The 15,727-nt window shown below is 46.4% G+C and carries 15 protein-coding genes; 4 read left to right on the forward strand and 11 right to left on the reverse strand.

Annotation, left to right across the window (positions count from 1 at the left end; all coding sequences use genetic code 11):
* Positions 1-15: 15 nt before the first annotated feature.
* Entirely contained in the window at positions 16-951 is a 936-nt protein-coding gene (locus tag NST34_RS29485) for an ABC transporter ATP-binding protein (RefSeq protein WP_042192304.1), read from the reverse strand.
* 166 nt (positions 952-1,117) lie between these two features.
* Here NST34_RS29485 and NST34_RS29490 point away from each other — a divergent pair, with 166 nt between their 5' ends.
* Positions 1,118-2,275: a sensor histidine kinase gene (locus NST34_RS29490; protein ID WP_042192307.1), complete on the forward strand. Its 1,158-nt coding sequence runs from the start codon at positions 1,118-1,120 to the stop codon at positions 2,273-2,275.
* 57 nt (positions 2,276-2,332) lie between these two features.
* On the forward strand, positions 2,333-2,986 hold the full coding sequence (locus NST34_RS29495) for a response regulator transcription factor (protein WP_339271817.1): 654 nt from the start codon (positions 2,333-2,335) through the stop codon (positions 2,984-2,986).
* Between the two features lie 53 nt (positions 2,987-3,039).
* On the opposite strand, the gene NST34_RS29500 is transcribed toward NST34_RS29495, so the two are convergent.
* From NST34_RS29500 to ftsE, 5 genes are all read right to left on the reverse strand, one after another.
* Complete coding sequence (locus NST34_RS29500) at positions 3,040-4,350, reverse strand: PDZ domain-containing protein (RefSeq protein ID WP_341129272.1); 1,311 nt, start codon at positions 4,348-4,350, stop codon at positions 3,040-3,042.
* 177 nt (positions 4,351-4,527) lie between these two features.
* Positions 4,528-5,994 (reverse strand): S41 family peptidase, encoded by a 1,467-nt coding sequence (locus NST34_RS29505; protein ID WP_341129273.1) that lies wholly within the window; start codon positions 5,992-5,994, stop codon positions 4,528-4,530.
* Between the two features lie 125 nt (positions 5,995-6,119).
* Positions 6,120-7,427 (reverse strand): murein hydrolase activator EnvC family protein, encoded by a 1,308-nt coding sequence (locus tag NST34_RS29510; protein WP_341129274.1) that lies wholly within the window; start codon positions 7,425-7,427, stop codon positions 6,120-6,122.
* Positions 7,428-7,457: 30 nt separating this feature from the next.
* Positions 7,458-8,372: a permease-like cell division protein FtsX gene (gene ftsX, locus NST34_RS29515; protein ID WP_341059331.1), complete on the reverse strand. Its 915-nt coding sequence runs from the start codon at positions 8,370-8,372 to the stop codon at positions 7,458-7,460.
* The gene (gene ftsE / locus NST34_RS29520) at positions 8,362-9,048 is read right to left on the reverse strand and encodes a cell division ATP-binding protein FtsE (protein ID WP_042192319.1); all 687 of its coding nucleotides are present in this window, start codon (positions 9,046-9,048) and stop codon (positions 8,362-8,364) included. The genes ftsX and ftsE overlap by 11 nt, the downstream gene beginning before the upstream one ends.
* A gap of 229 nt (positions 9,049-9,277) precedes the next feature.
* Here ftsE and NST34_RS29525 point away from each other — a divergent pair, with 229 nt between their 5' ends.
* Positions 9,278-10,705: a VanW family protein gene (locus NST34_RS29525; protein WP_341129275.1), complete on the forward strand. Its 1,428-nt coding sequence runs from the start codon at positions 9,278-9,280 to the stop codon at positions 10,703-10,705.
* 153 nt (positions 10,706-10,858) lie between these two features.
* Positions 10,859-11,260 carry a CBS domain-containing protein gene (locus NST34_RS29530; protein WP_341129276.1) on the forward strand — a complete coding sequence of 134 codons (402 nt, stop codon included), beginning with the start codon at positions 10,859-10,861 and terminating at the stop codon, positions 11,258-11,260.
* 46 nt (positions 11,261-11,306) lie between these two features.
* Here the strand turns inward: NST34_RS29530 and NST34_RS29535 are convergent, their stop codons facing one another.
* The 5 genes from NST34_RS29535 to NST34_RS29555 form a co-directional block, all read right to left on the reverse strand.
* Entirely contained in the window at positions 11,307-11,909 is a 603-nt protein-coding gene (locus NST34_RS29535) for a DL-endopeptidase inhibitor IseA family protein (RefSeq protein WP_341129277.1), read from the reverse strand.
* Between the two features lie 195 nt (positions 11,910-12,104).
* On the reverse strand, positions 12,105-12,710 hold the full coding sequence (gene pilO / locus NST34_RS29540) for a type 4a pilus biogenesis protein PilO (RefSeq protein ID WP_341129278.1): 606 nt from the start codon (positions 12,708-12,710) through the stop codon (positions 12,105-12,107).
* Positions 12,694-14,319 carry a pilus assembly protein PilM gene (gene pilM / locus NST34_RS29545; protein WP_341129279.1) on the reverse strand — a complete coding sequence of 542 codons (1,626 nt, stop codon included), beginning with the start codon at positions 14,317-14,319 and terminating at the stop codon, positions 12,694-12,696. Before pilM ends, pilO begins: the two co-directional genes overlap by 17 nt.
* Before the next feature lie 15 nt (positions 14,320-14,334).
* Positions 14,335-15,084, reverse strand: a complete 750-nt coding sequence (locus NST34_RS29550; protein ID WP_341129280.1) for a prepilin peptidase — start codon at positions 15,082-15,084, stop codon at positions 14,335-14,337.
* Positions 15,085-15,160: 76 nt separating this feature from the next.
* On the reverse strand, positions 15,161-15,625 hold the full coding sequence (locus NST34_RS29555; protein ID WP_341129281.1) for a type II secretion system protein: 465 nt from the start codon (positions 15,623-15,625) through the stop codon (positions 15,161-15,163).
* Positions 15,626-15,727: the final 102 nt, after the last annotated feature.

Genomic DNA, 15,727 nt, shown 5'->3' on the forward strand with positions numbered 1-15,727 from the left:
AGAATAATCCCCCCTTTAATCTCTTAAGGTCCTTCCGGTCAAGCTTAGAAACAACGTCTCCAGATCAGGTTCTTCAATATTTAGCGAGCCGATAATCCCCTTATGCTTGGCAAAAATAAAAAGGATGTCCTGTAGCTCCCCTTGTGAAGAAGGCAGATACAGCTCGACTACTTCATCCTTTGCTTCTACGCGTCTAATTCTAGGGTGAAGCGTCAGCTCCTGAACAAGCTCCGGTGTGATATTAGCAGCTTTAATGACGATTTTTTCTTCCTTGGCAACGCGTTCTCGCAGTTCTTTTTCCGTGCCGCAAGCAATGATATGCCCTTTATCCATAATGGCTACTCGATCGCAAATGGCCGCAACCTCCTCCATATAGTGACTGGTATAAATAATCGTTGAACCGAGTCGATTGAGCTCCTTAACCGATTCAAGAATATGATTACGAGATTGCGGATCAATCCCCACCGTAGGTTCATCCATAATAATCAGCTTGGGACGATGCATAATAGCACAGGCAATATTCAGACGTCTTTTCATCCCTCCGGAAAAGGTTGAGGGTTTCTCTTTAGCACGATCGCTAAGGCCTGTAAACGCAAGAGCCTCATCTACCCGTTCCTTCAAGAGCTTGCCACGCAAACCATACAATCTTCCGAAAAAGGTAACGTTATCCGCCGCTGTCATCGTGTCGTATAAGGCTAATTCCTGTGGAACCAAACCAATTCTTTTCTTCACCTCAAGTGATTTCGAGGACACGGGCAGACCGTCGATAACAATGTCTCCCCCGTCAATCTTAAGCAAGCCACAGATCATACTGATCGTTGTACTTTTACCCGCTCCGTTCGGGCCTAGCAAGCCAAAGATTTCTCCTTCTTCTATCGTCATGTTCACATGATCTACTGTTAATTTACCTTCATATCGTTTCACCACATCGGTTAATACGGCGATTGCCATCTTTTCATCGCTCCTGTCTTTGCGCTTCTATATTTACAATTTTAGCTTAAAGGGATTGACCACGGAGGTACGAAAGGTCATCTTTTGAAGGTGACTTAAGTCATCTCCTGAAGAAGTAGGCGAATATGCTAAGATTAGAAGAAACTCTATAAAGGATGTCTTAGGTGTGACTAGAGAACTGACCCTATTGCGATACCTACTCATCATAATTCCTGCTTGTATTAGCATTTACATCTACCCATATGCCGACTATGGAATCTTCACGTTGCATATTCTGATGCTTCTATTCCTTGTGGTCATGGTGCCAAAGCTACCCCGTTCCTTTCATGCCTTAATAAGCATTGTGGAAATACTGTTCACTGCCTGGTTATGTTACCAGTACGGCAGCATAATGATTTTCCCGGCCATTTCAGCATTACTTTATTATTCTAGACTTCAGCCCCAAGCAGTACCTCTCGTGTTTACGGTTGTGCATCTGATTACCTTGAACATAGCGCTCTGGGATTCTCCAAAACTTATAATCACATTCATCAACATTACTTTTCTGCTCATCGCCTATCTCAACGAATTGTTACAGAGGGCGGGTCGGGGCCGTGAGAACACCCTCAATCTTTACGATGAGCTGCGAAAAAAGCATTTCGAGCTGGATGAAGCCCGCAACCGACTGCTGGAGTTTAACGCCCAAATAGAAGATGCAGCCCAGTCCAAAGAACGGGTTCGCATCTCCCGCCAGCTCCATGATGATATCGGCCACCGCCTCATCCGCATTAAAATGATGATGGAAGCCGCGCTACTCACCTTACCCACCTCCCCTGAAAGCGGAATGCAGATGATGGAGCTCATTCGAGATCAATTGTCAGCCAGCATGGACGATATGCGCTCTGCAGTGAAGCGTATCAACTATACGCCACAATTAGAGGGAGCTTATGCGTTAGACCGTCTGCTAGAAGAGATCGGCCGCGATACGGGAATCGAGACCTCATACCAAGTGCATGGGATACCTTACCCGCTATATCCTAGTATTCAGGTGATCTTGTATAAGAACGCCCGAGAAGCCATAACCAATGCCCTTCGTCACGGAAATGCAACTGCAATTTCGATTAAAGTCGACTTTAGTGATACTGGAGTTACGATGGAGGTCAGCAACAACGGGACGCTTCCCGAAGGCAATAAACTAACCAAACTGCCGGAAAGTGGAGGGGTCGGGATGAAAGGAATGTTCGAACGAACACATCTGATCGGCGGAACCTTGGAATGGCGGCAGGAGCCTCAATTCACCATTGTTACGCGGTTGCCCATTTATAAGCAGGGAGAGATTGTATAGGCAACGTAGGACTTGAAGCAAAAAAGAAATCTATATTATGAAGAAGGAGCTACGCTAATGATTAAGGTGATGATTGTAGATGACGATCCTTTTATTCGTCAAAGTCTGCAAGTACTGATAGGGATGGACCCCGATATTGAAGTGATCGGAGCTGCAAGTGACGGAAACGAGGCTTTGAATTTGCTCCAAGCGGGAGATATGGCGGATGTGATTCTGATGGATATTCGGATGCCAGGCTGCGGTGGTGTTGAAGGGACAGAGAAAATTAAGCAGGCTTTTCCTCAGGTTTCGATACTGATGCTAACTACCTTCGATGACGATGAGTATATCATTGAGGCGCTGCGGAACGGTGCCAGTGGATATTTGCTCAAAAACATACCGCCTGACCGTATCATACAAGGTGTCAAAACAGTTAATGAAGGCAACATGCTAATCCACCCTGATATCGCGCGTAAACTAACCACCTTTCTACAGCCCGCGACCCGTCCTGAATCTCTACAGGTACAGCCACTGGAATCTTTCGGACTGACCAAAATGGAACTGGCCGTTGTCGCTTCTATCGCTGAGGGGCATACCAACAAAGAAATCGCCGGACAGCTATTTCTTAGCGAGGGTACGGTCAAAAATTACATAACGGATATTCTAAGTAAATTAGAGCTGCGAGATCGTACGCAAATCGCTATTTTCTATTTGAAGGGTGGACGGGGATAGGAGTTCTACAAAAAAGCCCGGACTCTATTTCCAGAGTCCGGGCTTGCCTTTAGTTATCCTTCCGCTGATTCCTTCTTGGCTTCAGTAGCTTTGTTCCGTTTGAGTCGGCCGTTCGGAAGATGCCGGCTGCGAGTACCTGTCTTCATCGCGATGATGCTGAAGATGCTGGAAGGCTTCGCCTCCGCAGTAACCGCTCCATCTGTCTCCGGTACCAGAATGATGCCGAGCTGATGATGGTCCCCGTCGTAGATCGGGCTCTGAAGGTATTTGCTCTCCCCTTCACGGTTCTGCACCTCCAGCTTGCAGAACGCTGGATTCATGCGCAGCGCCTCATGTAGCTGCGCGGCATCGGTCAACAGGACCCCGTTGACCTTCAGTAAAATCTCGCCGGGCAGTATGCCCAGCTCCTGTCCGGGACTGCCCGGCAGCACGGCCAGCACCTTGCGGCCGCGCGGTGGATGCACGAAGATGGGGCTGATGCTGCGCTCTTCCAGAGCGCTGTACCAGCTTAACCCTTCGTGCAGCACCATCGCTGCGAGCGCCGCGAGCAGGGTCAGCGGGCTCCACCAAGCGGCAAGCAGGCTTAAGCCGAGCAGGACGATGCTGTACATCAGCAGCCGTCCTGAAGTGCGGGCCGCCTTGCGCCCGGGCAGCATGCCCTGCGTCATCTCGCTGAAGCCGATGATGACGGGCAGAGAGACAATGCCAAGCCCGCCGCCCAGCAGCGGCTGCCATGGCAGATCCGTTCCTGCCCCCGAAGGGATCAGCAGGAACAGCGGCAGCGGCCAGAAAGCCTGCAGCTGATAGCCGCCGACAACCATGCCGCGCTTGCCCTTCAAGAAGAGGGGCGTCGCAAGCTTCGCCCCTTGCCAGCGGGCCAGCAGCGCCTCCGCCATGTGCAGTAGCGCAGCTAGCACTAGCAATGCGGGAATATCCATCTCCCGTATGGCTGTTGTAATATTCCCGATCGTTCCGCTATGTAAGGCATCCGGAAAGAAAGACAGTACAAATTGAATCACACCTAGCAAACCTATAGAATAAGCGAAGCACAAATACCGTACACGCAATAGCGATAACACTATACTGACTACCCAAATGCAGGCCACAGCTGTACCTGATAAGGATACTCCTAACAATATGGCTGCAATAGAAACTACTAGTCCCATTACCAGCCCGCTCCACACCGTTCGCCACGTTTCTTGACCCCAGCTATGTAACTTCACATGAATTAGCTTACGTTCTAATGCCACCTGCCGACGGTAATACAACGCAATAAATATAATAGCAATATAGTAATATGGCTGGATCAATAAGTGTAAGAACGCAGTGCCCAAGCTTCCTAACCATTCCTGAATCACATTCAAACTGTTCGTCACACTCCTTTTCTTCCGGTTAATGATAAGTTTATAACAAGCAGAGACGTCTTCGGCGTCCTTTAGAGACGACAAAAGATTCTGCTGCGCATTGAACCGTACCCTTCTGCCCTAAGTGTTTACCTTTTCTAATCTTAACAGAAAAAAAGAAGGCTGAATTCAGCCTTCTTACTTTTTCGACGCTGCCGCCTTAATTTCCTTCTGAATCTCAGCAATCCCTCTATTCCGTTGGTTGTCGTTGGCAGGGTCCTGAATCACCTTGATCAGTGCCACCTCTAGCGCTTCAGCAGTCTTGGCATCAATCATGCCTGTGACTTGAAGCTTCGCTTCACTCTGGAATTTCTTCACTGCGTTCTTAGTGCCAGCATCGAAATAGCCATCTTTGCGACCAGGCTTGTAACCTAAGCCATCCAGCATCGTCTGTGCACTCTTTACATCACCGTTGTTCATGTTATATTGCAGCGTCACGCTCTTGTTAATCGGAGCCACTGAGAAGTAATCCGGCTGCGCTACCGCGATATCCGGTTTAATTCCTTTGCCGTGGATCCATGTGCCGTCCGGTGTAAGCCATTTAGCAATGGTAACCTTCAGTAAGCTGCCATCTCCAAGCTGTTTGTCAAAGCTTGTCTGCACCGTGCCTTTACCAAATGAATTATCACCTATTAGCTTGGCTCCCGCTGACTGCTGCAAGGCACCCGCCAATATTTCCGAGGCGCTCGCGCTACCTTTATTCATTAGCACTACCACTGGATAAGCCTTGCTAGATCCCTTGGAGGTGCTAACTTCGCGTTTTTTATCTTTGTATTCTATTTGAACTATGTTTTTACCAGCTGGAATGAACTCTTCAGCCATCTCAATAACAATCGGGAGGACACCGCCTGGATCATTACGGACATCAATGACCAATCCCTTCATGCCTTGCTTCTCTAGCTTCCCAAGCTCTTCCTTGAATCGTTCTGCAGTATTTAGGGAGAACTGAGTGACCTCGATTACCCCTACACCGTCTTTTTCCATAGTTGAGTATACCGTCTCAAGCTTCACATCATCCCGAGTAAGAGCGAACTCCAGAGGCTCTACAGAGCCGGAACGTTGTATTTTCAAAGTAGCCTTACTGCCTTTAGGTCCGCGTATCTTCGCAACAGCAGCATTTAGATCCATGCCTTCTAGCGATTCTCCGTTAACGGACAAAATGACATCTTTAGCCTGAATTCCTGCTTTTTCAGCAGGTGAACCCTTGATTGGGGAGACCACGACTACTTTACCGTTATCCGAAGAGACTTCTGCACCGATACCTGAAAAGGAACCCTCAATGCTCTCTTCAAATTTCTCAGCAGTTTCTTTACCCATATAGTTGGAATAGGGATCGCCTAGCGCTTCCATCATACCGTTGACAGCACCATCTATCAGCTTCTCCCGATCTACCGTCTCGTAGTAATTGCTCTCAATCAAACTGAGCGCAGTCCCAAGCTTCTGGGATTCCTTCTGCTGTAGACCTGCAACCTGCAACGCAGAGGCTAATCCTTGTCCTGCAGCTTGTCCAAAGACATGAGTATAACCCGTCACGCCCAAGGTTACTAAACTACCGCATAGCAGGGCGGCGATAATCATAAACGCCGCGGTGCTTTTTTTTAACATGATGTTCCCACCGTCCCTTCTTGTCCATCTTGTAAACAACATCCTAAGTCCGTCCTGAAAGGTACGGTATCTCTTCCAGTATATGCCGTACAATCAAATAATATGAGTTATAAGTTCGTTAAAAATTAGAGATAAGGCATAGGATTTACAATCTTACCGTCAATCCGTACTTCGAAGTGAAGGTGGGGACCCGTTGAATTACCTGTGGAACCTGATTCAGCAACCACATCTCCGCGATTGACTTTATCCCCGGCACTAACTCTAAGACCGCCTTTACGTATATGTCCGTAGAGCGTCCAAACTCCGCCTCCATGATCAATAATTACACAATATCCGTAACCGCTCCACCATTCAGCCAAGATAACCGTTCCGGAATCCGCCGCATGAATATTGGTTCCTTGTGGAACCGCAAAATCGACGCCGGTGTGTACTTTCCCCTTCTCACCCGTGATTGGATGTGTCCGTGGTCCATAAGGGGATGAGATTCTTGCGGATCCTACAGGAAGTAGAAACGGCCCATCTCCACCTGAATATCCCGTATCACTAGAGCTGGAGCTAGAACTACTGCTTCCCTTACTAGCTGCAGCTGCAGCCTTCTTGGCAGCCGCCGCAGCTCTACGAGCCGCTTCCGCCTTAGCCGCTGCTGCTCTGCGAGCGGCTTCCTCTGCCTTAATCTTATCCTTTTGCGTTTCCAGCGCAGAGCGTTCGCTTGCCAGTTTGACTAGCTTTTCATTCTGCTCTTCACTTAAATCATCACTTTCTTGAATTTGCTTATCATAGAAAGCGATAAGCTCCTGTTTCTCAGCTTCTTTCTCCTTCAGCAGACTTCTCTGTTGTTCCAAAGAAGTATACAGCTGCTTGGCTTGGGCATATTGCCCTTCAAGCTCTTGTTTCTTCTCTATCACCGTCTGCTTGTCCAACTTATGTTGAACTAACAGCTCCTGGTCCTGATCCACAATCATCTTAAGTGAATCCGCGCGATCCAGAAAATCAGCGAAGCTTGTCGAGGAGAGCAAAACATCCAAGTAAGAAACCGCACCATCGGTATACATTAATCGAACACGGGATCCTAAGACTTCCTCTCTAGAGGCGACTCGTGCTTCTGCTTTATCCAACTCCGTTGCCGTAACATTCAGAGATTGTTCTGTATCGGAAATTTGGGTAGAGATTTCGGTCATTTTGCCCTTAACTTGATCCACTTGCTGTAAGACATACTGCAGATTGAGATTCGTCTTATTCTTATAATGCTGTGCTTCCTGCGTTTGGGACGCCGCTTTCTCCTGCTGCGCCTTAGCTTCCTGCACCTCTTTTTGCAGCTGCTTTAGCTGCTTATCGATTTCGGCAACACTTGTTTTTTTGGCATATCCATCAGAGGGCTGGAATATAGTGACAGCTAGTAACATTACGGTTAGTCCGGCAGCAATCTTCTTCAACTTGCACTCCCCATCCTTCACTTTTTAATATTAAACTTTCAAGAACCTACGAATAGAAACCGTGCTTCCCCAGACGCCGATCAGCACGCCTAGTCCAACTAGTACACCGACGACCAGCATCCAAATATTATCGAACGGAATTAGCTGCAATTGGAGCATAGGATCTCCCTGTACGGTCGATTCCAAAGTGCTGTAACCCAAATACAAGACAACGGAGGTAATGAGCGATCCGATCAGACCGATCAATGCCCCTTCTATAAAGAAAGGCCAGCGAATAAAATAATTTGTCGCGCCTACGAGCTTCATAATGCCAATCTCCTTACGACGAGCAAGTATCGTAACCCGAATCGTATTAGAGATGAGGAACATAGACATGAGCCCCAGACCTGCTACAAAAATAAAACCAATGTTTCGTACAGCGCGTGTTATTTTGAACAAGGTTTCTATTGAGCCCTTGCCATATTTCACTTTGTAAATGGGCTGTTCAGTATGTGTCTTGTTGAGTGCTTCAATCTTCTCAGCCACAAATGATACTGTAGTAGGTTCGACAACTTCTACCTTAAGCGTATCTGGGAGAGGGTTATTGTCTTCATCGAACCCTTCCAGAAGCTCAGCCGCGTCCTCACCCATATCTGCACGGAGATCTTTAAGTCCTTGATCCTTGGAGATGAACGTAATCTTGCTGACCTCCGGCATATTGCCAATTTCAGTCTGCAAAGTCTCACGCAACTTCTGATCTACATTTAGTGCCAAATGCACATTAATCTGTACCTGGCTATCTGCCTCATCCGCTACAGCATTCACATTAAGAACAAGAAGAATAAATACACCTAGGACAAAAAGAGAGACGACGATGGAAGTGATCGAAGCAATCGACATCCAGCCATTACGGAATACGCTTTTGAAGCCTTCCCGCAAGTGTCGCAAGAAGGTCTTAAAACTCATAGCCGTATTCCCCTCTCGCCTGGTCTCTCACAATGTTTCCGTTCTCAATCGCAAGCACCCGCTTGCGCATTTTATTCACGATATCTCTATTATGGGTAGCCATTACAATTGTTGTTCCACGAAAATTAATTTCGTCCAGCAGCTGCATAATGCCCCATGAAGTCTCAGGGTCCAAGTTACCTGTAGGCTCGTCCGCAATAATAACAGATGGGTTATTAACGATAGCCCGAGCAATTGCAATACGCTGCTGTTCTCCACCTGAGAGCTGTGAGGGCTCACGATTTGCTTTATTTTTGAGGCCAACCAGATCGAGAACTTCATTCACACGTTTCTTGATGACCTTCTTCGGGGCTTCAATAACTTCCATGGCAAAAGCGATATTCTCATACGCTGTCATCCTTGGTAATAACCGAAAGTCTTGAAACACAACGCCGATATTACGACGCACATATGGGATTTTACGTTGTTTAAGCTTCCCTATGTTAAAGCCTCCCACAGAAATTTGACCTTTAGTTGGCACTTCTTCTCTATAAATCAATTTCATAAAAGTAGATTTACCCGCGCCGGATGGACCGACAACATACACAAATTCATTGCGGTCAATTTTTACTGAAACTCCTTGCAGTGCGTGAGTTCCGTTAGGGTACGTCTTCCATACATCTTGCATTTCAATCATTTTCTCACTTCCCAATTATGACATTTTCCACTTGTGTGAATCGACAGGGTACAGCTTAAGTTTCCATAAACTTCAATATTTCCGCAATGTATCTATTGTAACAAATCTGTAACCGATTGAGTACCCCGTAACTGCCCCACTATTCGAAAGTTTTGTAATGTCTGTACATATACATATAAAAAGCACCTACTGTGCCGCTCGCAGAAGCCATCCAGGAAGGAGATTATTCATGAAAAAAATCCATCTTACCCTCATAATAGTCATTGCACTCATTCTTATCGGTTCATTAATCTATGGGGGACTTCAACTATATGGCCATAAAAACACGCTTCCAAAAGGTACAACCCTTGCCGGATGGGAGGTGGGCGGGCTGAATATCTCAGAGGTACGTTCCGAACTGGAGAAAAAGCTACAGGCCCTTGAATCTATCCCCCTTGTGTTGCAGGTCGAAGGGAATTCTGAGCTTACCCTCAAGCTTAAACAAGCTGGAATGGCCTATGAAGCCGCTGCTTTTGAGCAAGGTCTACAAGATCTTACGGAGGGGCGGCTATGGGATCGTGTAAAAGCCCGCTACAGCTTCCCCCAGAATTGGAGTCTTGAAGCCCATCTGGATATTGCTCAATTACAGACCATCTTAAGTCCCGCTTGGGAGAGAGAATCCTTCGGTGATCCAGTAGATGCTACGCGGCGAATTACCGGGGATGATCGTGTAGTGTATACGTCCGAGAAGACTTCCCTTGAGGTAGACTGGACAGGAATGGTAACCTCACTATGGGCCGCTGCCCCCACTCGTTTTAGTCGACTACTCTCGCAGCAAGAGAAGGGAATTACTTTGGAAGTTCCATTAACCATATTACAACCGGACATCACTCTAAACGCTCTAAAGGAGCAAGGTATTGAGCGAAAAATCATGCAATTCAGCACCTCTCTCGGAGCAAGTGGACCTGGACGAATCTACAACGTCGAATCAGCAGCCAAAGCTGTGAACGGAACCGTGCTCCCACCTGGAGCCGTTTTTGACTATGGCAAAGCTATTGAAAAAGCAAAAATAGATTACGGCTTCCGCGAAGCGCCAGTCATTGTGAACGGTAAGCTACAAGCCGGCGTCGGCGGCGGAATCTGCCAAGTTTCCAGTACGCTGTACAATGCCGCTTTGCGCACCGGACTGGAGATTGTGGAGCGCCGCAATCACTCCTTGCCGGTCAACTATCTACCCAAAGGCCAGGATGCCACCTTCGCTGAAGGCTATATCAACTTCCGTTTTCGCAATACGACTGGCAAATATCTAGTCATTAAAGCTGCTGTGCAAGGTCGATCACTATCGATCAAGCTCTTCGGTACTTTTCCGAAAAATGTTACATATAAGGTCCACTCACAAATCGTAGAGGTGCTGCCTCCAGTCGACAAGTACGTAAACGACCCTTCCCTCCCCCGTGGAGGCTCACGCGTTATACAAAATGGGAAGACCGGATATGTTGTTGAGACTTACAGCACCCGGATTGTTGACGGTAAATCCACTGAGGTAAAGAAATTATCCCGTGACGTGTATTACGCACAAAAACGGTTAATCGCCATCAATCGTGGAGGCGTAAGTAAATCTGTTATTCCAGAAGCACCTAGAAAGCAGTTGGTTGAGGATGGCGTTCGAAGTGAATAGATTACCTACAAAAAAAAACGGTCAGAACCTCATGAGGTTCTGACCGTTTTAGCTTGTGCATCTATTTTACCTGTAGATGACCTTTCTCGCCTTTAAAATTTACGATTCGGGGGTACATTAGAAATAGATCTACAATCAGAAAGGATGAACACCATGTCAACAGCTCTTGTAAATGATCTCTCTAATATTGTCCGCAGTGCACCTGCTATTTTTGCCTCACGTACTTGCAGAGAAGCCCTTCGCGTAATGTTCCAGCACCCAGAATCCAAATGCATCATCGTCTGTAACGCCACGAATGAACCGCTTGGATTGTTAATGTGCGACCGTTTCTTTTTAAAAGCCACAGGAAGATCAGGAGTAGATCTGTTCTACAAAGAACCTGCCATGAAGCTCATGAACAAAACGCCACTCATTTTTGATATCTCCACTCCACTTGAATCCGTATTAGCTACTGCTATGAGCCGCCCAGATCCTATGAAGAATGACTGTGTCATCATTACCCGTAAAGGCAAATTCGCAGGTGTTGTTTATATCTCTGACCTGAAGCGCAGTTAGTTCATAGCCCCTGCCATCATCTTTCCTCTAATACCTTCCCCTTTCCTCAGAAAAGAATATCCGGTGACGTGTCAATTCTCCAGTATCCCTCCACTTTCTTCAGTTTCACATACACCGACTCACTGCTTTCCTGCGCACCTGGATAAGGAACAGTCAGTTCAAATTCAGCGGTTGTCGCAGTTTTAGAGAGCATGCGGGCGGTGGCTTTTTCATACATTAATAAATTGCCCACATCTGCATTAACCTGCGACATTCTTCCGTTATACTCCAAAAATTGAGTCTGCACATAATATGCTGCTGCATTGTGAGTGTAGGCTTTTTTTATGTAATTCATCAGCTTCGTCTTTGTGCCAATGTCACTGGAAAGATAACGGTACTCCTGCGCTTTATACATGAAGGTTTCTATCGGGAAGATGTTTCCGCCTCGATTACTATAGAAATAAAGAGCTCTTGCATGGACTACCAGCGGAATGATACTTTTCACTGTCAAATTATTGATGGTAGCAGGGCCCTCTTTCCCAGGCGCAGACACAGCCACCTTCTTGATTGCCGTACTTCCTGCTGACGGCGAAGCTGCCATAGCTCCCCCACTTGCTGAGATAAGGCCTATGGAAAGGGCCAACGAACCAATCATCCACTTTTTGTTCATTCTGAATTCCTCCTTTGTCATCTGAAAAATACAGGCGATAGCCACTGTTCCAGCTTATGCACCCCGCAAGCTAAAATACCCAATAATCAGAGGAATGAAAACGCATTTATATTTTATAGTAACGAAAAAAATCCACCCTCCTGATTTACAGGAAAAGTGGAGTCGTGAAATAGTGTTATTACAACGGTTAGAGATCTAATTCGAAGAAGGAGTAACAACCTCATAATAAGCTGTGAAAGCTACGTTAGCTGTCAAGATACTTTCAGGACTATCCTTAGATCGCTCTTCATAGGATTGCTGGAAATTAAATGAGTCTACATTCACTATACGTGCCAGCGCCTGTAGCTCATCCATCCACTGCCGTATGCTTGTATAGGTGCCTTCTACTACAGCAGTCATTTTGACTTGTTTGACCGTCGGGAACAGCACTTCAGCCGAACCAGTCATTTGCTGAATCGGATTAGCCTCATCCAAAATAAAGCTGACATCCTTTAAGCGTGCCTGTGAGGACATCCCAACCGCTCGTAAATCATCAATCAATCCTTCGCTGTCATCGCCTTTCGGGAGTGCTGCCAGAAGTTTCTGTTGTTCGGAATCCAAAGAAGTAGCGCTGCTTTTTAGTTCATTAATTTTAGTTTGAAGAATCTCTGCTTCTTTCTCCAGCTGGCTGATCTCTGCGTTCTGTGCGGATATTTCCTTATTTGTCGGTTGAACACCCAGCATATAAAAGGCAAACAGCATCAAGAACAGAATCAATACACCCATTACGATTGGAGAGCGATACTTATTGAACTGTTCCATCGCTGTTCACCTCCTCTTGGCTTGCATCCGTTCCATTTGTCTGTTGATTATTTGCTAATAAGTTTACTTTATAAATGGCTGTATACATATTTAAGGAAGTGGCTGCATTCGTTGGCCCCGCACTCTGATCCACAGTTCCTTCGGTCAGCTTCGAAATAGAAGCATCCACTGTAAAGGACATCTGACGCAGTTGTCTTAAATAGTTAGAGGCTTCTACCATAGTTGGTACATTAACAGTCAGGTCAATCGATGTCCGGTAGGTGTAGTTAATGTCACGGAGCAGAGAACCCGGTGGTAACCCTTCGACTAATTCATCTAGAATAGGAACAGCAATTACTTTATTGTTCTGAATCTCTGCGATTGCCGTCTTCCGATCTAACTGCCCAGGTCCGCTGTTCTTAAGTTTCCCAAGCTCTACCTGTAGCATTAAACTGCGATCCTGCAAGCCTTGCAGCTCCTCTTTACCATTAGAGATTTGACCCTTATTAGCCGAAAAATAAATACTCGTCCCAATCGTTCCCACCAGCCAGATCGCCACAAGACCCATGGTCACATAGGGGAATAATAACGTCTCCCGATCTTCTCTTGGCAGTAGGTCAATCGTGTCCACGCTGATGATGCTTTTTAGAGCTGTCCCCGCTGCTACTCGGTAATCATTTAGCTCAAGATCAGATACAGCATCTTTACCCATCTGGTCTAGACTTATCGGTGTAATCTCGAGTTCTGCCAGCGACTGCTGAAGCTCTAGATCTAGCTGTTTACGAATGGAAGGGACACCTGTTATAACTAAGTTTTTGATACGAGTCGAGCCATCGTGCAAGCTATATTGGTAGAAGCTGAGCATCCTCGAGATTTCCGCAGTGATCTCCACCATTTGTTCCGGTGATAATTGCTCTTCCACAGCAACTGCTGTTTCTGCCAAAACTTCACCGTCTACCATAAATTCCAATGCCGCAACATTTCGACCTTTATGCAGATCAAGCAAGTTAATCGTACGAATGAACACCGGATTACCATTTCTGAACATATAAACGTCCATGACGGATGGCTCTAGATTAATCAGCATCGTTTCCACAAAGCTTTCCCCATGTCCAGTTGCTATACTTCGCGCCAAGGCGGTAGCCGAAATTTCAACACTGCTTATTCGAAGACCCGCACGCTCCAAAATCTCTACATAATCCTGTATCGATTTCCGCGGAGCGGCAAATACGAGCAAATGGCTATGTTCCTCATCCACTTCGAGCGTCACATAGTCGTAAACAGGATTTTCAAATGGCAAATGCAGCCCCGTCTCCACTTCGAGCTTTACGAGCTGTTCAACCTGCTTATCGTTGGTACTTGGGATACTCATTTTGCGGATAATGATCTGCGAAGGTGGAATCGACAAGGAAACCTTGCTGCCCCTTAACCCTTCCTTCCTCACCCACTGCCTAACCCGATCATAAAGCGCCTCGCTATCCGCCACCTGATTCTCAATGATCATGCCTGGAAGGAGCGGAAGATACCGTTTTTTGCGGACTTCCCATGACTGTTTATTCTTAAAACTAATATAACGGATTCCGGTAGCTTCAATAGAAAGCCCGGCCACTTTAGGGCCTAATCCAAGCATATAATCGATGTCCTCCTATCCGATGAGCGAGAGATACGCGCCAATGATGTGTGAACCATATCCGTAACTAATTAAAGCCCCTATTGCTAACCATGGTCCAAAAGGTATCGGTTGTTTGCGTTTGATGATTCCGAGCAGCATTAGCAGTCCTCCGACCACACTTCCAAGCAGACAAGCCATCAGAAAAGCCAAAATCACATTAGGAAATCCGATGACCAAGCCCAGCAGCGCAAATAACTTCACATCCCCGGCACCCATCCCTCCTAACAGAACAAAGGGGATAAGAGCTCCTCCCCCAAGCACAGCCCCCAGCAAGTGATGCCATAACAGCCCCTCTGGATAGAGCAATACAAGAATGAGCAGTATCGGCAAAAAGAATAGCAATACCTTGTTCGGAATCAGCATGTACTTCAAATCTGCAACCGTCACAATAACCGCTAAACTCACAAACACGAACCCGAGGATTCCCTTCCCCGTCAGACCAAATCGTAAGTACACCCATAGAAAAAGCAAACCCGTTGCCGCTTCTCCTAGTGGATATAAAGGCGACACCTTTGTGCCGCAGTAACGACACTTGCCTCCTGACAGCAGGAAGCTTATCACCGGAAGCAAATCTCGCGCCTTCAGCCGCGTATTACAGTTCGGGCAATGTGACGGTGGATTAAGCAAGGATTCCTTAGCTGGCACCCGCAGTGCCACTACGTTATAGAAGGAGCCTAAAGTCAGGCCCAGTAATGTGATGTAACTTGCGATGAATATCGTCATGGATGTCCTCTGTTGGCTTTCTGGATTTTAAAAAAGGAATCGGGAAGTCCGATTCCTTAGGGATGAAAAAGCCTAATTATTTTTTAGCGCTTAGAACATTAGCAGCACTGAATTCATGAATATCCGCTGCGTCAGATCCTGTTTCTAAAGTAACAGCATCGGTTTTAGCAGTGGTGGTGTTATCAAGTTGACCCTTTGCATTAAAAAACACAAATCCTGAAGTGACCTCTTTTTTATCGCTCGGAAGGTAAATCTTATCAAGATAACCTCCATCTTGCATAGCTTTAATCTCTACTTTTCCGCGTCCTTCAAAAGCTCCGTCTTTCTCACCGATAATATATAATCTCGCAGCATCATAAACTTGACGTGCCGTTGCTGCATCCGCACTACTTTTTGAATTACCGATTACATTCCCAATCAAAGGAACAGCAATAACCGCAATAATCCCCAAGATAACGATAACGGCCAATAACTCAATCAACGTAAACCCCTTTTGATTTTCCTCTTTGCTCAATCTTCTCTTAATGGCTTGTGCTAACATTTTATTTCCCCCTCTAAGTGGTATGTGATGGTACAGCCTATATCTTTTATTTCCGTGAATCCCGCTACAATGCTCGTCCTTCCTTGTCTAGCGCTAGCAAAG

It is taken from the genome of Paenibacillus sp. FSL H7-0714 (assembly GCF_038003765.1).
GTDB lineage: Bacteria > Bacillota > Bacilli > Paenibacillales > Paenibacillaceae > Paenibacillus_AQ.